The following is a 19,785-nucleotide window of genomic DNA, read 5'->3' as shown; positions in this document are numbered from 1 at the left end:
CCCCATGGCCATCACTTGCCGAGGATTTCCTTTTCCTTGGCGGCCGCGACCGTGTCGATCTCGGCGATCGTCGCGTCGGTCAGCTTCTGCACCTCCGCTTCGTGGCGCTTGCGCTCGTCCTCGCTGAACACGCCCTTCTTCTCGTCGGTCTTCAGCGCGTCCATGCCGTCGCGGCGCACGTTGCGCACCGCCACCTTGGCCTTTTCCGAATATTGCCCGGCCAGCTTCGCCAATTCCTTGCGGCGCTCCTCGGTCAGGTCGGGGATCGGCAGGCGCAGCGTGTTGCCGTCGTTGATCGGGTTCAGCCCCAGCCCCGCCGAACGGATCGCCTTTTCCACCGGCCCGACGTTGGTCTTGTCCCACACCTGGACCGACAGCATCCGCGGTTCGGGCGCCGACACGGTCGCCACCTGGTTGAGCGGCATGTGCGCGCCATAGACCTCGACGGTCACCGGATCGAGCAGCGACACCGCGGCGCGCCCGGTGCGCAGGCCGCCCAGATCGCCCTTGAGCGATTCGACCGCACCGTTCATGCGCCGCTCCAGGTCGGCCTTGTCATACGCGGGCATTACTTGGTCTCCATCTCTTTCTGCACCACGGTCGACACGCCTTCACCGCGCAGCACGGCGGCGAAATTGCCGTGCTCGCGGATGTTGAAGACGACGATCGGGATGTTCGAATCACGGCACAGCGCGATCGCGCTGGCGTCCATCACCTTCAGGTTCTTCGCCAGAACCGTGTCATAACTCACTGTTTCGTAACGGGTCGCGCCCGCCACCTTCTTCGGATCGGCATCATAGACGCCGTCCACCGACGTGCCCTTGAACAGCGCGTCGCAGTTCAGCTCCGCCGCGCGCAGCGCCGCGCCGCTGTCAGTGGTGAAGAACGGCGATCCGACGCCTGCGGCGAAGATCACCACGCGGCCCTTTTCCAGGTGCCGCTCCGCCCGGCGGCGGATGAACGGTTCGCACACCGACTGCATCGGGATCGCCGACTGGACGCGCGTGTCGACGCCGATCTGCTCCAGCGCGTTCTGGACGGCCAGCGCGTTCATCACCGTCGCCAGCATTCCCATATAGTCGGCGGTGCCGCGCTCGAACCCCTTGGCCGCCGCGGCCAGCCCGCGGAAGATGTTGCCCCCGCCGACCACGACGCACAGCTCATAGCCCTGCGCCTTCACGTCGGCGATCTCCTCCGCGACGCGCGCGGTGACCGACGGGTCGATCGCCAGGCCGTCGGCGCCCATCAAGACCTCGCCCGACAGCTTCAGGAGGATGCGCTTGAAACGGGGATGGGTCATGGGATCCGGACGCTGTTGGAAAGGCGCGCGGACCCTAGGCGCGGGGCCCGCGACTGGCAATGGGTTGACAAGGGGGCTTGCGCCCTGGCCCCACAGGCAAACCGCCGCCCCGGTCACCCGGCGCGGCGGCTCGTCATGCGGCCCGACGCACGCATCGGGCAGGCGCGTCAGGCGTGCTGCGGCACGCCCGATGCGGCGGCGACTTCCGCCGCGAAGTCCGACACTTCCTTCTCGATGCCTTCGCCCAGCTGGAAGCGGACATAGTCCTTCAGCACGATCTGCGCACCCGCATCCTTGCCCGCCTTGGCAACGACGTCGCTGATCTTGGTCTTGCCGTCCATGACGAACAGCTGGCTCACCAGCGCGTGCTCCTTGCGGTACTTGGCGATCGAGCCTTCGACCATCTTGGCGATGATGTCGGCCGGCTTGCCGGATTCGGCCGCCTTCTCGGTCGCGATCGCGCGCTCGCGCTCGATCTCGGCCTCGTCCAGGTCGCCCTCGTTCAGCGCCTTCGGGAAGGCGGCGGCGACGTGCATCGCCAGGTCGCGGCCCAGCTTCTGCAGCACCTCGTCGGCGGCATCCGATTCCAGCGCGACCAGCACGCCGATCTTGCCCATGCCGGGCGCCTGCTGGTTGTGGACGTAGGACACGACCGCGCCCTTCGACACTTCCAGACGCTTGGCGCGGCGGATCGACTGGTTCTCGCCGATCGTCGCGATGTTGTTGGTCAGCGCTTCCTCGACGGTCTTGCCCGACGGCATCGCCGCGGCCTTGATCGCATCGACGTCACCGCCGGTGGCGAGCGCGATCTGCGTCACGTCGCGCACGAAGCCCTGGAACTGCTCGTTCTTCGCGACGAAGTCGGTTTCGGAATTCACCTCGACCACCGCACCCTTGGTGCCGGCGACGGCGACGCCGACCAGACCCTCAGCGGCGGTACGGCTCGACTTCTTCTGCGCCGCGGCCAGGCCCTTGGTGCGCAGCCAGTCCAGCGCGGCATCCATGTCGCCGCCGGCCTCGTTCAGCGCCTTCTTGCAATCCATCATGCCCGCGCCGCTCTTCTCGCGCAGGTCCTTGACCATCGCTGCCGTGATATCGGCCATTATACTGTCCTCACTCAGATGCGCCGAAGCGCGACGATCCGCTTGCGAACCGCCGCGCCTCGAACGGGAAATCGGGGAGGCTCCATAGGAAGCCTCCATGACATTCGCGCGTCGCTTACGCGGTGGCGGCTTCGCCCTCGGCAGCGGCCGGGGCCTCCGCGGCGGGAGCCTCGGCCAGCGCTTCCTCGGCGGGCGGCTCGCTCATCGCGCCCAGGTCGACGCCGCGGCTGGCCTGCTGCTGCTGGTTGCCACGGGTCGCGGCGATCGCGATCGCCTCGCAATACAGGCGGATCGCGCGTGCCGCGTCGTCATTGGCGGGCACCGGGAAGGCGATGCCGTCCGGCGACACGTTCGAATCGAGGATCGCAACGACCGGGATGCCCAGCGTGTTGGCTTCCTTGATCGCCAGCTCTTCCTTGTTGGCGTCGATTACGAACATCACGTCCGGCACGCCGCCCATGTCGCGGATGCCGCCCAGCGACAGCTCCAGCTTGTCGCGCTCGCGGGTCAGCTGCAGGACTTCCTTCTTGGTCAGGCCCGCGGTGTTGCCCGACAGCTGCTCTTCCAGCGCCTTCAGACGCTTGATCGAGTTGGAGATCGTCTTCCAGTTGGTGAGCATCCCGCCCAGCCAGCGGTGGTTGACGAAATGCTGGCCGGCACGGCGCGCGGCGTCGGCGACCGGCTCCTGCGCCTGGCGCTTGGTGCCGACGAACAGCACCTTGCCGCCCGACGCCACCGACTGCGACACGAATTCCAGCGCGCGCGCGAACAGCGGCACGGTCTGCGACAGGTCGATGATGTGGACGCCGTTGCGCTCACCGAAGATGTAGGGCTTCATCTTCGGGTTCCAGCGGTGCGTCTGGTGGCCGAAGTGCGCGCCGGCTTCGATCAGCTGCTGCATCGAGACGACAGGTGCCGCCATGGGATATGTTCCTTCCGGTTAAGCCTCTGGGAAGCGAGTGACGCGTGCCTCGAAGGCCGGCGCACCGGTTGATGATGCTTCCCATGCGGGGTTGAGGCGGCGCGCTTAGCGCAATCGGTCGGTGAAAACAAGCGCCACGTTGCCGCTTGACACCCCGGAACAGAGATGGAACAACACGTCGGAACAGAGAGCGAACTCACGGCGGGTTTCGTTACGGGGCTGCGACACAAAGTGCCGCTTCGGAACGAATGTCCGGGAACCAAGCAGGGATTCCGGTGATTGGCGTGCTCGGGTTCGCGTGGGATTTTCAGGAGGCGGACGATGGCGACGGTTCTGGCAGTGATGATCTTCGGCGGCGCGCTGACGCTGGCGGGCTATGCGATGGCCGCGACGCTCGCGCCGAACATGGCGCGCATCGTCGCGGTACTGCGCGGCCAGCCGGAGACGGCGCGGTTCGAACCGCTGGCGGTGCTGGTCCAGGCGGAACGCCGGATCGCGGTCAGGCGCTGGGCGGGGCCGACGGTGCAGGGCCGGCCGGTGCGCCAGCGCGAAGCCGCTTGATCCGGCCATAGCTTGCGATGCTGAACGGGATCGCGAACAGATAGGCGACGCCGCCGGCCGCGGCGGTCTGCCACGGCGCGCTGACCGCGGCGGCACCCACCAGGACCACGACCGCGATCGCCTCGAACCGGATGTTGCGCCGCAGCCGCAGCGACGTCCAGGAAAAGGTCGCGATGCTCGACACCATCAGCAGCGCGACGAAGATCGTCCATGGCGCCACCAGCCGCGGATCGCGCAGGATCGGCGCCTCGGTCACGAACCACAGGAACAGCGGCAGCAGCGCCAGCGCCGCGCCCGCCGGGGCGGGCACGCCGGTCAGGAATCCGGCCGACTTGTGCGGCTGTTCAGCCGCATCTATTGCGGCGTTGAAGCGGGCGAGCCGCAGCGCGCAGAACACCGCCAGCACCAGCGCCGCCATCCATCCGAACCGCGGCAGCGTGTTGAGCGACCACAGATAGACGATCAGCGCCGGCGACACGCCGAAGGAGATCGCGTCGGACAGCGAATCCAACTCAGCGCCGAACCGGCTTTCGCCGTGCAGCATCCGCGCGACGCGCCCGTCCAGCCCGTCGAGCACTCCCGCGACCAGTACCATCACCACCGCCAGTTCCCAATTCCCGGAAATGGCGAAGCGGATGCCCGACAGGCCGGAACACAGCGCCAGCGCGGTCACCGCATTGGGGGCGACCGAGCGCAGCGGCAGTCCGCCGACCGGGCGGCGGCCGAGCGTCCGGCGGGGGAGCGGGGCGCGCATCCTATTGCGCGATCGCGCTGACCGGGGTGCCGCCGAAGCGGCCCAGCACCGTCTCGCCCGCGATCGCGCGCTGCCCCAGCGCCACTTGCGGTACGCAGCCTTCCGGCAGGAACACGTCGACGCGGCTGCCGAAGCGGATCAGCCCGACGCGCTGCCCGGCGCCGACGATATCGCCGATCTTGGCGAAGGCGACGATCCGCCGCGCGACCAGCCCGGCGATCTGCGTGAAGCCGACCTTGCGCCCGTCGAACCCCTCGACCACGAAATGCTGGCGCTCGTTCTCTTCCGATGCCTTGTCGAGATCGGCGTTGAGGAACTTGCCCGAGATATAGACGACCTGCCGGATCGTGCCCGCGATCGGCGATCGGTTGATGTGCACGTCGAACACCGACATGAACACCGACACGCGCACCATCGGCGCCTCGCCCAGATCGCCTACCAGCTCGCGGGGGACGGGCACGCGCTCGATCATCGTCACCAGTCCGTCGGCGGGGGAGACGATCAGATCGTCGCCCACCGGCGTCGCGCGCACCGGATCGCGGAAGAACGCCGCCACCCACAGGGTGATGCCCAGGAACGGCCAGAAGAACACCTTCGACACGATCGTCATCAGCAACGTGATGCCGAACGAGATCGCGGTGAATTTCTGCCCCTCCGGATGGACGGCGGGGAAACGCCATTTGACGGTCGTGGTGACGGGTATCCCGCCGTGCTGCGGCGGCTTGTCGAGAGAAGTCATGCCCGCGGTCTATCGGTCCCGGCGCGCGGTGACAACGCTTCCCGCGGCCGGCGTGGTGGGCGGCGTGCCTTGATCCCCCGCCCCCTTCCCCGTATCGACCCCGCCAAACCTCCCTCAAAAGGAAGCGCATATGGCCAAGATCAAGGTGAAGACGCCCGTCGTGGAGATCGACGGCGACGAGATGACGCGGATCATCTGGGAATGGATCCGCGAGCGCCTGATCAAGCCGTATCTCGACATCGACCTCGATTATTACGATCTGGGCGTCGAGGAGCGCGACCGCACCGAAGACAAGGTGACGACCGATTCCGCGCTGGCGATCCAGAAGTACGGCGTCGGCGTGAAGTGCGCCACGATCACCCCGGACGAGGCGCGCGTCGAGGAATTCAAGCTCAAGAAGATGTGGAAGTCGCCCAACGGCACGATCCGCAACATCCTGGGCGGCGTCGTCTTCCGCGAACCGATCGTGATCCGCAACGTGCCGCGGCTGATCCCCGGCTGGACGCACCCGATCGTCGTCGGCCGCCATGCGTTCGGCGACCAGTACAAGGCCACCGATTTCAAGGTGCCCGGCAAGGGCCGCCTGACGATGAAGTGGGAAGGCGAGAACGGCGAGACGATCGAGGAGGAGGTGTTCAACTTCCCCGGCGCCGGCGTCGCGATGGGCATGTACAACCTCGACGAATCGATCCGCGATTTCGCGCGCGCGTCGATGAACTACGGCCTGGGCCGCGGCTGGCCGGTGTACCTGTCGACCAAGAACACCATCCTCAAGGCGTATGACGGCCGCTTCAAGGACATCTTCGCCGAGGTGTTCGAGGCCGAGTTCAAGGATGCGTTCAAGGAAGCCGGCATCGTCTACGAACACCGCCTGATCGACGACATGGTCGCCAGTGCGCTGAAGTGGAACGGCGAATTCGTATGGGCGTGCAAGAACTATGACGGCGACGTCCAGTCGGACCAGGTCGCGCAGGGCTTCGGCTCGCTGGGGCTGATGACCTCGGTGCTGATGACCCCGGACGGCAAGACGATCGAGGCGGAGGCCGCGCACGGCACCGTCACCCGCCACTTCCGCCAGCACCAGCAGGGCAAGGCGACATCGACCAACCCGATCGCGTCGATCTTCGCCTGGACCGGCGGCCTCAAGTATCGCGGCAAGTTCGACGGCACGCCCGACGTCACCCGCTTCGCCGAGACGCTGGAGCAGGTGTGCATCGAGACGGTCGAGAACGGGGACATGACCAAGGATCTGGCGATCCTGATCGGCCCGGACCAGAAGTGGATGACGACCGAGCAGTTCTTCGAGGCGGTGCGCGTCAACCTGGAGAACAAGATGGCCAACTGGGCCTGAGGCCCGCGCGGCGCGGCACCGCCCGCGCCGCCACCATCGACGGGGGCGCCGCCGCGATCGCACCGATCGCGGCGGCGCTTTTCGTTACGGCCGGCGCGATCCGGTCGGTTAACGGCTGACAACCCGCCCCCGCTCCGCCTAGGGTCCGGCCCATGGCGATCGGTCTCGACAATCATGGTTTCTCGGACGCGCTGGTGGTGCTGGGTGCGGCGGGGCTGGTGATCCCCGCGTTCGCGCGGTTTCGCATCAGCCCGGTGATCGGCTTCATCCTGGTGGGCGCACTGGTCGGGCCGGCGGGCCTGGGGTCGCTGGTGCCGCAGGCGCCGTGGCTCTATTACCTGACCATATCGGACCCGGAATCGATCGCGCCGTTCGCCGAATTCGGCATCGTCCTGCTGCTGTTCTCGATCGGGCTGGAACTGTCGTTCAAGCGATTGTGGAACCTCAGGCGGCTGGTGTTCGGCACCGGCGCGGCCGAACTGCTCGGCTCGGCGCTGCTGATCGGCGTGGCGCTGCACTGGCTGGGGCAGAGCTGGGGCGGGTCGGCGGGGCTGGGCCTGGCGCTCGCCCTGTCCTCCACCGCGCTGGTGCTGCCGCTGGTGGGGACGACCAGTCCGGTCGGGCGCGGCGCGTTCGCGATGCTGTTGTTCGAGGATCTGGCGCTGGTCCCGATCATCTTCGCGCTGGGCGCGATGGCGCCGACCGCGAGCGCCGAGGGCTGGGCCGGGATCGCCGGGGTCGCGCTGCGCGGCGGGCTGACGGTGGTGGCGATGTACGTCGGCGGCCGGCTGGTCCTGCCGCGGCTGTTCGCGCAGGCGGCGCGCACGAAGAGCCCGGAGCTGTTCCTCGCCGCCTCGCTGCTGGTCGTCATTATCGCCAGCGTCGCGACCACCGCCGCCGGCCTGTCGCCGATCGTCGGCGCGCTACTGGCCGGGCTGCTGATCGCCGAGACCGAATATCATACCGAGGTCGAGGTGATGACCGCCCCGTTCAAGGGGTTGGCGCTGGGCGTGTTCCTCATCACCGTGGGGATGAGCCTGGACCTGTCGCTGATCCTCGCCAACTGGGCGGCGCTGCTGGCCGCCGTCGTCGGCGTCGTCGCGGTCAAGGCGGTGGTCACCTATCTGCTGCTGCGCGTGGCGCAGGCGCGGCCCGGCGTCGCGGCCGAAACCGGTCTGCTGATGGGCAGCCCGTCGGAAACCACGCTGATCGTGCTCGCCACCGCGGCACAGGCGCAGCTGATCCAGGCATCGACCGCCAATTTCTGGCAGACGGTGACCGCGATCGGGCTGACGATCACGCCGCTGCTGGCGCAGCTGGGCAGCGCGGTGTCACGCCGGCTGGAGGGACGCGCGCCGGTGCCCGACACGATCGACCATGCCGACGGCACGCGCGCGGTGGTATTCGGCTTCGGCCGCGTCGGGCGGCTGGTGGCGGACATGCTGGCGCGCCACGACCAGCCCTATGTCGCGGTGGAGGCGGATATCGACGCCGTCGCCGCCGCGCGCGATGCGGGCTATCCGATCATCTTCGGCGACGTGTCCCGCACCGAGATGATCGAGCGCCTGGACCTGTCGCGCGCCCGCGCGCTGATCCTGACGATGGACGAACCGGTGCTGACCGTGCGCGTCGCGCGCCGCGTCCGCGCCGCCTTCCCCGATCTGCCGATCATCGCCCGCGCGCGCGACACGATCCACGCCGCCGAACTGTACAAGGCCGGGGTCACCGATGCGGTGCCTGAGACGCTGGAAAGCTCGCTCCAGCTGTCGGAGGCGGTGCTGGTCGACCTGGGCGTCGCGATGGGGCCGGTGATCGCGTCGATCCACGACAAGCGCGACGAACTGCGCCAGGTGATCCGACGCGAGGCGATGCTGGGCCGCGAACCGCGCATCCGCCGCGTCCGCCGCAAGGACGAGATCGAGCCGGCGGCATGACGCCGCACCCGCTTGCGCGCCGGCGGCACCGCCGTCGCGATTTTGCCCCATATCGCGGCTAACCGGGCGCGATGACCGATCCGTCGCCTCCCGCCCCCTCGCCGCTTCGCGTCGCCTTCTTCAGCGGCAACTACAATTACGTCCGCGACGGCGCGAACCAGGCGCAGAATCTGCTGGTCGGGCATCTGCTCGATCGCGGGGTGCAGGTGCGCGTCTATTCCCCCACCACGCGCACCCCCGCGTTCGAGGCGCGTGGCGAGGTGGTTGACGTGCCCGCGGTGGCGATGCCCGGCGGGCGCGGCGAATATCGGCTGGGCCGCGGCCTGCCGCGCAGGCCCCGCCGCGATCTGGCGGCGTTCGCGCCCGATCTGGTGCACGTGTCCGCGCCCGAATTCCTCGGCCACGCGGCGGTCACCTGGGCGCGCCGTCGCGGCGTGCCGGTGGTCGCGACGGTCCACACCCGGTTCGAAACCTATTTCCAATATTACGGGCTGGCGGCGATCCAGCCGGCGATAAAGGCGATCCTGCGGCGCTTCTACAACCGCGCCGACCGCGTGCTGGTCCCCACCCCGTCGATGGCGGAGGTGCTGACCGAATTCGGGGTGACGTCGCCGATCTCGATCTGGGGACGCGGGGTCAACCACCGCCGCTTCCATCCCGACAGGCGCAGCATGGAATGGCGCCGCTCGCTGGGGATCGCCGACGACGAACTCGCGGTCGGCTTCCTCGGCCGGCTGGTGCTGGAAAAGGGGCTGGGCGTCTTCGCCGACGTGCTGCGCGTGCTGGAGGCGCGCGGCGTGCCGCACCGGGTGCTGGTGGTCGGCAAGGGGCCGGCGCAGGAATGGTTCGCGGAGCGCGTGCCGAATGCCGCCTTCGCCGGTTTCCAGAGCGGTGACGATCTGGGCCGCGCGGTCGCGTCGATGGACATGCTGTTCAACCCCAGCGTCACCGAAACCTGGGGACAGGTGACGTCGGAGGCGATGGCGGCCGGCGTTCCCGTGGTCGCAGCGCGCGCGACCGGTGCGGTCGACCTGCTGGAGGACGGCCGCACCGGCTTCCTGGTCACGCCGCAGGACGTGGCGGCCTATGCCGACGCGATCGAGCGGCTGGTCCGCGACGATGCGTTGCGCGCGCGGATGGGGGCGGCGGCGCATGTCCGCGCACAGGATTTCCGCTGGGATGCCGCGAACGAGGCGGTGCTGACCGCCTATCGCGAGGTGCTCGCCGCCCGCGCGAGATGACGGATCACGCGCGCTCCCGCCAGTCAAACGTCAACGGCGCCTCGCGGAACGCAAAGCGGTCGAGGTGGCTCGCCACCACCTCGCGCATCCGCGCCACTCCGCCATCGTCGGGGCCATCGTCGGGACCATCGTCGGGGACAGTCAGCACGACGTCCAGTGTCGCACTGTCGGCGCGCAGGTCCAGCACCGCGCCGTTGGGGAAGGCGATCCGCGCTTCCTCGGCGGAGAAGCTGACCTCCATCTTGTGACTCCAGTGCTTGGCCAGCTGCTGGAGATAGCGGCTGGCCGACGCGGTCGGCACGCGGGCGACGCAGACGCTCACTTCAGCCGCTCCACCTTCTGCGCCGCCTCGTCGACGATCGCCGCGATATCGTGCAGCGTGTCGGGCGAAGCGTCGGGGCGTCCGGCGCGGTCCTGCACCGCCTGGCGCAGGTTGCCCAGCGCGCGGCGGACGGGCGCCCCCTCCCCGCGGGCGCGATACGCGCCGATCGCCTCCAGCCGCGCCAGCAGCGCCGCGACCAGCTCCGCCTGTTCGTCGAGATGCGCGCGACCGGCGTCGGTGACCGCAAAGCGCTTGCGCGCGCCGTCGGCGGCCTGCGCGGCGATCAGCTCCATCTCGTCGAGCATGGTCAGCGCGGGATAGACGACCCCGGGACTGGGCGCATAGGCGCCGCCGGTCAGCTCCTCGATCGCCTTGATGAGTTCGTAGCCATGGCGCGGTTCGTCGGCGATCAGCTTGAGGAGGACGAGGCGCAATTCGCTGCCGTCGAACATCCGCCGGCTGCGCCCGCCCCCGCCGCCCCAGCCGCGACGCTGCTCGCCGTCGTTGAGGCGTTCGATCCAGTGGAAGAAGCGCTCGACGTCCATCTCGGGACGGGGGCCGCGCGGGCCGAAGCGGTGGTGGTGATGATGGTGGCGGCGGCCGTGGCCACCCGTAGAGAAACGAAACATGGAGCGACTCCGTTAGCGGTTACGATGGCTCCAAGATATATCTTTAGTGCTACCCGTCAAGATATATCTTGAAATATCGATACGCCCGGACCGATTCGGCGGACGGAACACCCCCAACACCGGCATGACGAACGGCGCGCGACACCTTATGTTCGCGCGCATGGCCGATCTCTTCGCCGGGTTCGAACCCGCGCCCCCTGCCGATGCTGCCGTCTCCGACGACGCCCCGCTTGCCGACCGGCTGCGCCCGCGCACGCTGGGCGAGGTCGTCGGGCAGGAGCATCTGACCGGCCCCGACGGCGCGATCGGGCGGATGGTCGCGGCGGGGCGGCTGTCGTCGATGATCCTGTGGGGGCCGCCGGGCACCGGCAAGACGACGATCGCGCGGCTGCTCGCTGACGCGGTGGGCCTGCGCTTCGCCCCGATCTCCGCGGTCTTCTCCGGCGTGGCGGACCTCAAGAAGGTGTTCGCGGAGGCGCGCGAGCACGCCCGGATGGGCAAGCGCACCCTGTTGTTCGTCGACGAGATCCACCGCTTCAACCGCGCGCAGCAGGACGGCTTCCTCCCCTATGTGGAGGACGGCACCGTCACGCTGGTGGGCGCCACCACCGAAAATCCGTCGTTCGAACTCAACGCCGCGCTGCTCAGCCGCGCGCAGGTGCTGATCCTCCACCGCCTCGCCCGCCCCGCGCTCGACCAGCTGATCGACCGGGCCGAGGCGGAGGTGGGCCGCCCCCTGCCGCTGGCCGAGAGCGCGCGCGACGCGCTGGTCGCCAGCGCCGACGGCGACGGGCGCTTCCTGCTCAACCAGGTGGAGACATTGTTCTCGGTCGACATTCGCGAGCCGCTCGACGCCGCCGGCCTGTCCGCCTTCCTCCAGCGCCGCGTCGCGGTCTACGACAAGGACCGCGAGGGGCATTACAACCTCATCAGCGCGCTCCACAAATCGATCCGCGGCTCCGATCCGCAGGCCGCGCTCTATTATCTGGCGCGGATGCTGACCGCGGGGGAGGAGCCGCTGTTCGTCCTGCGCCGCCTGATCCGCGCGGCGGTGGAGGATATCGGCATGGCCGACCCGCAGGCGCTGGTGCAGTGCATCGCCGCCAAGGACACCTACGACTTCCTCGGCTCGCCGGAGGGCGAGCTGGCGATCGTGCAGGCGTGCCTGTATCTGGCCACCGCCCCCAAATCGAACGCCGCCTATATGGCGCAGAAGAAGGCGTGGCGCAGCGCGAAGGAAACCGGGTCGCTGATGCCGCCCGCCAATATCCTCAACGCACCGACCAAGCTGATGAAGCAGATCGGCTATGGCGCCGGATACGAATACGACCATGACGCCGACGGCGGCTTTTCCGGCGCGAACTACTGGCCCGACGAGCTGCCGCCGCAAACCTTCTACGAACCCACGCAGCGCGGTTACGAAAAGCGCGTTGCCGAACGGCTCGCCTGGTGGGAAGAACGCCGCCATGCGCGTTCCGACTAGCCTCCTCCTCCCGCTCGCCCTCCTCGCCCCCGTCGCCGCGGCGGCGCAATCGCCGCAATCGGTGCAGCAGAGCGACCGCGGCACCTATGCCCGCGCGATCGCGGCGGGGTACAAGGCGTCGTTTCTGTGCGGCGGCGTGTTCAACGCCGGGCGCGGCGAGCGGCAGGTCGAGCAGCTCGAGCTGCGCGGCATTTACCCGGAGTATGACCGGATCGTCCCCGCCCTGCCCGCGCTGGTCGACCGGCGTTCCGCCAGCGTGATCGTGGAGTTCGACCCCGAACGCCGCCTGCCCCCGCGCCGCGCCACCTGGACGCGCGCGGGCGGGTGCACGCTCCATCCGATCGGCGCGCCGGTCCCGGTGTCGCCCGCCCCCGCCGCCGGCCCCGCCGGGCCGCTAGGCGCCGATCCGCGCGCCTGGCCGCAGGGCGACGCCGGCATCGCGCCGCGTCCGTCGGCGGCGCTGGCGCGCGCGGTCGAGCGCGCCTTTGACGGCAGCTTCGGCGCGGGCAGCGAGACGCTGGGCGTCGTGGTGCTGCGCGACGGGAATGTGGTGGCGGAACGCTATCGCGACGGCTTCGGCCCGTTCGTCGCCAACCGCACCTGGTCGGTGGCCAAGAGCATCGCGGGGACATTGGTCGGCATGGCGGGGGTCGATCCGCGCCAGCCCGCGAACATCCCCGAATGGAAAAGCCCGTGGGGCGCCGATCCGCGCGCGCGGATCACGCTGGACCAGTTGTTGCGCATGTCCTCGGGCCTGCACAGCGACACCGCGGGCAATCGCACCGACGCGATCTATTTCGGCGGCACCACCGTTACCGAACAGGCGACGTCATGGCCGCTGGCGACGCAGCCGGGCGAGCGGTTCCGCTATGCCAACAATGACATCATGCTGGCGGTCCGTTCGCTGCGCGCGTCGCTGGGCGAGCCACGCTATCGCGCGCTCCCGTCGCGTCTCTTCACCACGTTGGGGATGCGCCATACCGTTGCGGAGGCGGACTGGCAGGGCAATTACATCCTGTCGAGCGACGTCTACACCACCGCGCGCGATCTGGCACGGCTGGGGCAGTTCTGGCTTCAGGACGGCGTGTGGCAGGGCAAGCGCCTGCTCCCGGCCGGCTGGGTCCGCTACATGACCACCCCCGCCGGCCCGCAGCCCGACCGAGCGGAGGGCTATGGCGCGACCATCTGGCTGTTCGGCGCCACGCAGGGGCTGCCCGCCGGCAGCTATTCGGCGCAGGGCAATCGCGGCCAGTATGTGATGGTGATCCCGTCCGAGCGGCTGGTGATCGTGCGCCGCGGGGAGGATCCCGGCGGCGCGCGCTTCGACGTCGCGCGCTTCGCCGCAGAGGTCATCGCCGCGCGGTGACCCCGCCCCGCTTCACGCGCTTCGCCGCGATCGACTGGTCGGGGGCGAAGGGCCAGCGCCACCGCGGCATCGCGGTCGCCACCTGCGACGCGGGCGATGCCGCCCCGCTGCTGGTCGCCCCGCCCGATCGCCGCGCCTGGTCGCGGCAGGGCGTGCTCGACTGGCTGGCGGGGCAGCGGGACGACGCACTGCTGGCCGGGTTCGACTTCAGCTTTTCCGCACCCTTCGTGACGCGCGGCGCGCATCTGCCGGGGGAAGCGGTCGCCACCCCCGACGCCCGCGCGCTGTGGGCCTATGTCGACGCGATGAGCGACGACGCGGATCTGGGCGCCGCCTCCTTCCTGGAGGCGCGGCGCGGACGCCATTTCTACCTCGGCGCCGCAGACGGGGCGAAGCGCGACTTCCTCCACTGGCGCGCGTGCGAGGTGGCGGGAGACGGCACCACCAAGCCGTCGACCGTCTATGACGCGATCGGCGCGGCGCAGGTGGCCAAGGCCAGCTTCGCGGGGATGCGGCTGCTCCACCACCTGGCCGGCCGCATCCCGGTGTGGCCATTCGACCCCGTGCCGCCACGCGGCGCGCTGATGGTGGAAATCTACACCGCGATCGCCGCGCGCGCCGCGGGTGTGCCGCGCGGCCGCAGCAAGCTGCGCGATGCCGCCGCGCTCGATACCGCGCTCGCCGCGCTGGGATCGCGGCCGCATGCGCCGCTCGCCGCCTATGACGATCACGCCACCGACGCGATCATGGCCTCCGCCTGGCTGCGCCGCCATGCCGCGGACGCGACGTTATGGCATCCCCCCGCGCTGACCGATCGGATCGCCGCGACGGAGGGCTGGACCTTCGGCGTCCGCTGACGCATGGGGGCGGGACGATGCCGGTTTAGCTCAGCTGGTAGAGCAGCGGTTTTGTAAACCGAAGGTCGCGGGTTCGATCCCTGCAACCGGCACCACCCTGGAATGCGTGACGACGGACATTCCCTCCATCGCTCGCGCCTCGCAACCCGCCACCCCGGACGCGATCCGGGGTCCACCGTTCCACTACCCCAACGGCCGGTGGGGACGCGGTGCGGTGGATCCCGGTACGGCATGACGATGCCGACTGCTAGCGCGGCAGTTCCCAACGCACGCGGTCGCTGTAGCGCCCTTCCACCACCGCGCCGCCCGCATCGCGCGCCGGCGTGAAGCGCGCGCGCTGCGCATAGAGGCGGCAGGTCGCCTGATCGAGCGCCGACGATCCGCTGGGCGCGGTGACGCGGCATGACGTCACGCGGCCATCGGTTCCGATCGCCACGCTGATCCCCACCGTGCCCTGTTCCTCGGCACGGATCGCCGCGGGCGGATAATCGTCATTGGTGATCCACGCGCCCCGGTTGCCGCGCACCGCTACCCCGCGGGTCAGGTCCGGCGCTGCCGAGGCCGACGGCAGCGGCCGCGGCGGCGGCAGGTCCGCGATGACCGGCGGGTCGAGCGGGAAGGTCGTGACCGGCACGGTCCAGCTGGCGGCGGGCGCGTCGACCGCGGTGGACGCGGTCACCTGCGGTTCGCTACGCTGGGTCGCCTGCGTCATGGTCTGCTTCGCGGGCGGCGGCGTGTCGACGGGCGGTGGCGGCACGGTCAGCGGAATGTTGCGAATGGTCAGCGTCTGTTCGATCCGTCCCGCGACATCGATGGCCATCCCACTGACGAAGGCATAGCCGATGACGGCATGGAGGGCGGCGACACCGGCAATGGTAGAGAGGCGACGTGATCCGCGAACGCTATCGGCATAGGCCATGGCAGCTTCTCCTGTCCCGAAGACATCGGCGGCGTGCCCGTGCTCGCCCCTCGACGAACTTCGAGAACGGAGGCTGCGCCCAGCTTTCCGTAACGTCAAGACGGGTTGGTAACGATTGTGTGACAGCATCGTGCAACCGCCGGGCGGCGGTGGTCGTTACGGTGCGCACATGAAGGTGAAGGTCGCCAGTTACAACATGCGCAAGGCGATCGGCACCGATCGCCGCCGCAACCCCGAACGCATCCTGCAGGTCCTGCGCGAGATCGATGCCGACATCATCGCCCTGCAGGAGGCCGATCGCCGCTTCGGCACCCGCGCGGCGGTGCTGACCGCGCATCTGCTGGAGGAACATGGCGACTGGCAGGCGGTCGGCGTTGCGGTCCGCGCCGCCAGCATGGGCTGGCACGGCAATGCATTGCTGGTGCGCAAGTCGGCGCGGATCGTGGAATGCGCGCCGGTCCACCTGCCCGCGCTGGAACCGCGCGGCGCGGTGATGGCGGATGTGGAACTGGGCGATGCGACGATCCGCGTGGTGGGCATGCACCTGGACCTGTCGGGCCTGTGGCGGCGGCGTCAGGCGGCGGCGATCATGGCGCAGGTCGGCGCCGACACCGCGCGCCGCCCGACGGTGATGATGGGCGATCTCAACGAATGGAGCCGCCAGTCGGGCTGCCTGCGCGATTTCGGCCATGACTATCGCTTCGCGGACACCGGCCCCAGTTTCCACGCGCGCCGCCCGATCGCGCGGCTCGACCGGATCATGGTGTCGCCCGACGTGCGCATCGCCGCCTGCGGCGTCCATGCCAGCGCGGCGGCGCGCACCGCGTCGGACCATCTGCCGATCTGGGCGGAACTGGAACTGGCATGACGCCGCCCCCGCCCCGCCGCGACACCGTCCGCGAAAAGGAACTGCGGCTGGCGCTGGTCTGCTACGGCGGGATCAGCCTGGCGGTCTATATGCACGGCATCACCAAGGAGGTGTGGCACCTGGCCCGCGCCAGCCGCGCCGCGCATGACGGCGGCGCATGCGTCGGCGCCAGCGCCCAGGTCTATCTGGAGCTGCTGACCGAGATCGAGGCGCATGGCGGCATCCGGCTGCGCATCCTGCCCGATATCGTCGCTGGCGCCAGTGCGGGCGGAATCAATGGCGTGTTCCTGGCGCAGGCGATCGCCAGCGGCCAGTCGCTCGACCCGCTGACCGACCTGTGGCTGGACGGCGCCGACGTCGAACGGCTGATCGACGCCGAGGCCGCGCCCGCCTCGCGCTTCTCGAAGGTCTGGGCGATGCCGCTGGCGTGGATGGCGGCGGGGCGCAGCGCCGATCAACTGGAGGCGCTGGACGATGCCACGCGCGACGAAGTGAAGGCCAAGCTGTCGCACTTCATCCGCTCGCGCTGGTTCGAACCGCCCTTTTCCGGCGCGGGCTTCACCACGATGCTGCTCGATGCGTTCGACGCCATGGCGGCCGCGCCGCGCGGGCCGCGGCTGCTGCCCGATGGCCAGCCGCTCGACCTGTTCGTCACCGTCACCGATTTCGGCGGCCATCCCGAACGGCTCCAGCTCCATTCGCCCGCCGAGGTGATGGAAACCGAGCACCGGCTGGTGTTCCCCTTCACCGATCACGGCCATGCGGTGCAGACGCTCGCCGCGGTGCCGGAACTCGCCTTCGCGGCGCGCGCCACCTCCAGCTTTCCCGGTGCCTTTCCGCCGTTCACCGTGGCCGAGCTGGATGCGGTGCTGAAGGCCCGGCGCCAGTCGTGGCCGGGGCGCCGCGCGTTTCTGTCGCGCGTGCTGCCGCGGCACGACGCGGCGCATGCGGCGGACAAGGCGGTGCTGATCGACGGATCGGTACTGGCCAACGCGCCGTTCCGCCCGGCGATCGACGCCCTGCGCGAACGACCGGCGCGCCGCCAGGTCGATCGCCGCTTCGTCTATATCGATCCCTCGCCCGGTCATAAGTTCGGAATGCGACACGGGGTGCGGGGCGCGCCCGGCTTCTTCCAGACGATCATCGGCGCGGTCAGCGAACTGCCGCGCCAGCAGCCGATCCGCGACAATCTGGAGGCGCTGGCCGAACGCTCGCGTCGCATCGAGCGGATGCGCGCGATCACCGAGGCGATCCGCCCGCAGGTGGAGGCGGAGATCGAGGGGCTGTTCGGCCGCACGCTGTTCCTCGACCGCCCCACCCCCGCGCGGCTGGTCGCATGGCGTCGCCGCGCGCAACAGGCCGCCGCCGACCGCGCCGGCTATGCCTATACCAGCTACGGCCAGTTGAAGGCCGCCGGGGTGGTCGAATTCGTCGCCGCGCTGCTCCAGTCGATCGGCGGGGAGCCGGCGGCGCGGCGCGGCGGGCGGCTGCGCCAGCGGCTCGATGCCGCGCTGGCGGCGCGCGGTCTTGGCCCCGATGCGGTGTTCGCGGGCGGCGCCAGCGACGCGATGATCGCGTTCCTGCGCACCTTCGACCTCAATTTCCGCGTCCGCCGCCTGCGCTTGCTGGCGCGCCGCCTCACCGAAGTGGAGGGTGCGGCCGACGAAACCACGCTCGCACCGCTGCGCGATGCCATCTACGACTCGCTCAGCGCCTATCTCGATGCGCGCCTTCCCGAGCGCCGCACCGCGCTTCGCCGCGACGTGCGTGCCCTGCGTGACGACGCCGGTCCGCTGCTCGACTCGCTCGGCACCGCGCTCGATCTCACCACGCTCGACGCCACCACCGACGAACGAATGGCCACCGCGCTCGCCGCGATGCCGCGCGATATTCGCCGTCCGATGCTGCTCAACTACCTCGGCTTTCCCTATTTCGACGTCGCCACCATGCCGCTGCTCCAGGGTGAGGGCAGCGACGAATTCGATCCGATCAAGGTCGATCGCGTGTCCCCCGACGACGCCCGCTCGATCCGCGAAGGCGGCGCGGAAGCGACATTGAAGGGCATACAATTCAGTAACTTCGGGGCGTTTTTTAGCAGGATGTATCGTGAAAACGACTATCTGTGGGGCCGGCTGCACGGTGCCGAGCGGATGATCGACATCACCGTCTCCACCCTGCCCCCCGGCGCCCGCCTGCGCGCCGGCCGCATCGCCGCGATCAAACGCGCCGCCTTCCTCGCGATCCTCGACGAGGAAGCCCCCCGCCTGTCCACCGCCACCGGCCTGATCGACACCCTCCGCCGCGAAATCGGCTGACCCCACCCAGTCGTTTCGCCCGTGGACTGGAAAAATCCGCACGACCGCCCTAGCCTGCGCGCCATGCAATTCCTGAAGCTCCTGTTCTGGTGCCTGCTCGCGTTCGTCGCAGCGGTCTTCACCTTCGGCAACTGGACGACCGTTTCGATCCAGCTGTTCGGCGGGATGGTGGCGGAAGTGAACCTGCCGGTACTGCTGCTGGCGACCTTCCTCACCGGCTTCGTCCCGACGCTGGTGTACCAGCACTGGATCCGCTTCCGCCTGCGCCAGCGCCTTGCCGCCGCGGAACGGGCGCTGGACACCGAACGCGCGCTCAACGCCGCGCGCGCCGCGGATCCGGTGCCGCCCCCGCCCCCCGTGCCCTCCGTTCCCGCGGACACCGGCCCAGCCCCCAACGGAGTCCAGCCGTGAGCAACCGCATCTTCGTCGCGATCGACACACCCGATCTGGAACGCGCACGCGCGCTCGCCACCCGGGTGCGGCACCACGTGGGCGGGCTGAAGCTGGGGCTCGAATTCTTCTGCGCCAACGGCCCTGCGGGGGTGCGCGCGATGGAGGAGATCGGCTTGCCGGTGTTCCTCGACCTCAAGCTGCACGACATTCCCAATACCGTCGCGAAGGCGGTGCAGTCGCTCGCCCCGCTGGCGCCCGCGATCCTGACCGTCCACGCGGTCGGCGGGCGTGCGATGCTGGAGGACGCCAAGGCGGCGGCGCACCCGGACACGAAGGTGGTGGCGGTGACGATGCTGACCAGCCTGGACGACCGCGACCTGGCCGATACCGGCGTCGGCGGCAGCGCGCACGATCATGTCATGCGGCTGGCCGATCTGGCGCGCGCGGCGGGGCTGGACGGCATCGTCTGTTCGGGGGTGGAGGTGCAGGCCGCGCATCGCGCCTGGCCGAAGGGGTTCTTCGTGGTCCCCGGCGTGCGCCCCGCCAACGGCGCGGCCGGCGACCAGAAGCGCGTCGTCACCCCGCGACAGGCACTGGACGACGGCGCGTCTATCCTGGTGATCGGCCGCCCGATCACCCAGGCGGAAGACCCCGACGCCGCCGCGCGCGCGATCGAGGCGACGCTGTAGGCGGCACGACGCGACACGGGTGGGGGACAAACGCGCCCG

General features: G+C 69.7%; 20 protein-coding genes and 1 tRNA gene. 12 read left to right on the top strand and 9 right to left on the bottom strand.

Annotated elements, in window-relative coordinates; genetic code table 11:
- Window positions 1–11: 11 nt before the first annotated feature.
- The 4 genes from frr to rpsB form a co-directional block, all read right to left on the bottom strand.
- A complete protein-coding gene (gene frr / locus COA17_RS15120) occupies window positions 12–569 on the bottom strand; it encodes a ribosome recycling factor (protein WP_066488031.1) in 558 nt (185 codons plus the stop codon).
- On the bottom strand, window positions 569–1,300 hold the full coding sequence (pyrH, locus tag COA17_RS15115; protein WP_066488028.1) for a UMP kinase: 732 nt from the start codon (window positions 1,298–1,300) through the stop codon (window positions 569–571). The genes frr and pyrH overlap by 1 nt, the downstream gene beginning before the upstream one ends.
- A gap of 167 nt (window positions 1,301–1,467) precedes the next feature.
- Window positions 1,468–2,403 carry a translation elongation factor Ts gene (gene tsf / locus COA17_RS15110; RefSeq protein ID WP_096613584.1) on the bottom strand — a complete coding sequence of 312 codons (936 nt, stop codon included), beginning with the start codon at window positions 2,401–2,403 and terminating at the stop codon, window positions 1,468–1,470.
- A 115-nt stretch (window positions 2,404–2,518) separates the two neighbouring features.
- The gene (gene rpsB, locus COA17_RS15105) at window positions 2,519–3,325 is read right to left on the bottom strand and encodes a 30S ribosomal protein S2 (protein ID WP_096613582.1); all 807 of its coding nucleotides are present in this window, start codon (window positions 3,323–3,325) and stop codon (window positions 2,519–2,521) included.
- Window positions 3,326–3,646: 321 nt separating this feature from the next.
- On the opposite strand from rpsB, the gene COA17_RS15100 reads away from it, so the two are divergent.
- Complete coding sequence (locus COA17_RS15100; RefSeq protein ID WP_096613580.1) at window positions 3,647–3,886, top strand: hypothetical protein; 240 nt, start codon at window positions 3,647–3,649, stop codon at window positions 3,884–3,886.
- Here COA17_RS15100 and COA17_RS15095 read toward each other — a convergent pair.
- Complete coding sequence (locus COA17_RS15095) at window positions 3,825–4,640, bottom strand: CDP-alcohol phosphatidyltransferase family protein (protein ID WP_096613578.1); 816 nt, start codon at window positions 4,638–4,640, stop codon at window positions 3,825–3,827. The two genes, COA17_RS15100 and COA17_RS15095, sit on opposite strands and share 62 nt — an antisense overlap.
- Window position 4,641: 1 nt before the next feature.
- Window positions 4,642–5,379, bottom strand: coding sequence for a phosphatidylserine decarboxylase (locus tag COA17_RS15090; protein WP_096613576.1), 738 nt, complete (start codon window positions 5,377–5,379; stop codon window positions 4,642–4,644).
- A 130-nt stretch (window positions 5,380–5,509) separates the two neighbouring features.
- Between COA17_RS15090 and COA17_RS15085 the strand changes: the two genes are divergently transcribed.
- The 3 genes from COA17_RS15085 (at window position 5,510) to COA17_RS15075 (ending at window position 9,905) form a co-directional block, all read left to right on the top strand.
- Window positions 5,510–6,730, top strand: a complete 1,221-nt coding sequence (locus COA17_RS15085; RefSeq protein WP_066485990.1) for an NADP-dependent isocitrate dehydrogenase — start codon at window positions 5,510–5,512, stop codon at window positions 6,728–6,730.
- Window positions 6,731–6,882: 152 nt separating this feature from the next.
- Window positions 6,883–8,664, top strand: a complete 1,782-nt coding sequence (locus COA17_RS15080; RefSeq protein ID WP_096613574.1) for a cation:proton antiporter domain-containing protein — start codon at window positions 6,883–6,885, stop codon at window positions 8,662–8,664.
- 71 nt (window positions 8,665–8,735) lie between these two features.
- A complete protein-coding gene (locus COA17_RS15075) occupies window positions 8,736–9,905 on the top strand; it encodes a glycosyltransferase family 4 protein (protein WP_096613572.1) in 1,170 nt (389 codons plus the stop codon).
- Between the two features lie 4 nt (window positions 9,906–9,909).
- On the opposite strand, the gene COA17_RS15070 is transcribed toward COA17_RS15075, so the two are convergent.
- Both COA17_RS15070 and COA17_RS15065 read right to left on the bottom strand, forming a co-directional pair.
- Window positions 9,910–10,227 carry a DUF2218 domain-containing protein gene (locus COA17_RS15070; protein WP_096613570.1) on the bottom strand — a complete coding sequence of 106 codons (318 nt, stop codon included), beginning with the start codon at window positions 10,225–10,227 and terminating at the stop codon, window positions 9,910–9,912.
- Window positions 10,224–10,856 carry a PadR family transcriptional regulator gene (locus tag COA17_RS15065; protein WP_096613568.1) on the bottom strand — a complete coding sequence of 211 codons (633 nt, stop codon included), beginning with the start codon at window positions 10,854–10,856 and terminating at the stop codon, window positions 10,224–10,226. The genes COA17_RS15070 and COA17_RS15065 overlap by 4 nt, the downstream gene beginning before the upstream one ends.
- A 160-nt stretch (window positions 10,857–11,016) precedes the next feature.
- On the opposite strand from COA17_RS15065, the gene COA17_RS15060 reads away from it, so the two are divergent.
- From COA17_RS15060 to COA17_RS15045, 4 genes are all read left to right on the top strand, one after another.
- Window positions 11,017–12,339 carry a replication-associated recombination protein A gene (locus COA17_RS15060; RefSeq protein WP_096613665.1) on the top strand — a complete coding sequence of 441 codons (1,323 nt, stop codon included), beginning with the start codon at window positions 11,017–11,019 and terminating at the stop codon, window positions 12,337–12,339.
- Window positions 12,323–13,705: a serine hydrolase domain-containing protein gene (locus COA17_RS15055; protein ID WP_096613566.1), complete on the top strand. Its 1,383-nt coding sequence runs from the start codon at window positions 12,323–12,325 to the stop codon at window positions 13,703–13,705. The genes COA17_RS15060 and COA17_RS15055 overlap by 17 nt, the downstream gene beginning before the upstream one ends.
- On the top strand, window positions 13,702–14,562 hold the full coding sequence (locus COA17_RS15050; protein ID WP_096613564.1) for a hypothetical protein: 861 nt from the start codon (window positions 13,702–13,704) through the stop codon (window positions 14,560–14,562). Before COA17_RS15055 ends, COA17_RS15050 begins: the two co-directional genes overlap by 4 nt.
- Window positions 14,563–14,581: 19 nt before the next feature.
- A tRNA-Thr gene (locus tag COA17_RS15045) sits at window positions 14,582–14,657 on the top strand.
- 152 nt (window positions 14,658–14,809) lie between these two features.
- Here the strand turns inward: COA17_RS15045 and COA17_RS15040 are convergent.
- Window positions 14,810–15,481: an energy transducer TonB gene (locus tag COA17_RS15040; RefSeq protein ID WP_156445729.1), complete on the bottom strand. Its 672-nt coding sequence runs from the start codon at window positions 15,479–15,481 to the stop codon at window positions 14,810–14,812.
- 169 nt (window positions 15,482–15,650) lie between these two features.
- On the opposite strand from COA17_RS15040, the gene COA17_RS15035 reads away from it, so the two are divergent.
- From COA17_RS15035 to pyrF, 4 genes are all read left to right on the top strand, one after another.
- The gene (locus COA17_RS15035) at window positions 15,651–16,349 is read left to right on the top strand and encodes an endonuclease/exonuclease/phosphatase family protein (protein WP_066487569.1); all 699 of its coding nucleotides are present in this window, start codon (window positions 15,651–15,653) and stop codon (window positions 16,347–16,349) included.
- A complete protein-coding gene (locus tag COA17_RS15030; RefSeq protein ID WP_096613562.1) occupies window positions 16,346–18,664 on the top strand; it encodes a patatin-like protein in 2,319 nt (772 codons plus the stop codon). The genes COA17_RS15035 and COA17_RS15030 overlap by 4 nt, the downstream gene beginning before the upstream one ends.
- Window positions 18,665–18,727: 63 nt before the next feature.
- Window positions 18,728–19,075, top strand: coding sequence for a LapA family protein (locus COA17_RS15025; RefSeq protein ID WP_096613560.1), 348 nt, complete (start codon window positions 18,728–18,730; stop codon window positions 19,073–19,075).
- Entirely contained in the window at window positions 19,072–19,746 is a 675-nt protein-coding gene (gene pyrF / locus COA17_RS15020; RefSeq protein ID WP_096613558.1) for an orotidine-5'-phosphate decarboxylase, read from the top strand. The genes COA17_RS15025 and pyrF overlap by 4 nt, the downstream gene beginning before the upstream one ends.
- Window positions 19,747–19,785: the final 39 nt, after the last annotated feature.

Origin of the sequence: Sphingomonas ginsenosidimutans (assembly GCF_002374835.1) — a bacterium.
Classification (GTDB): domain Bacteria; phylum Pseudomonadota; class Alphaproteobacteria; order Sphingomonadales; family Sphingomonadaceae; genus Sphingomonas; species Sphingomonas ginsenosidimutans.
This window is presented reverse-complemented; position numbering and strand designations above follow the sequence as displayed.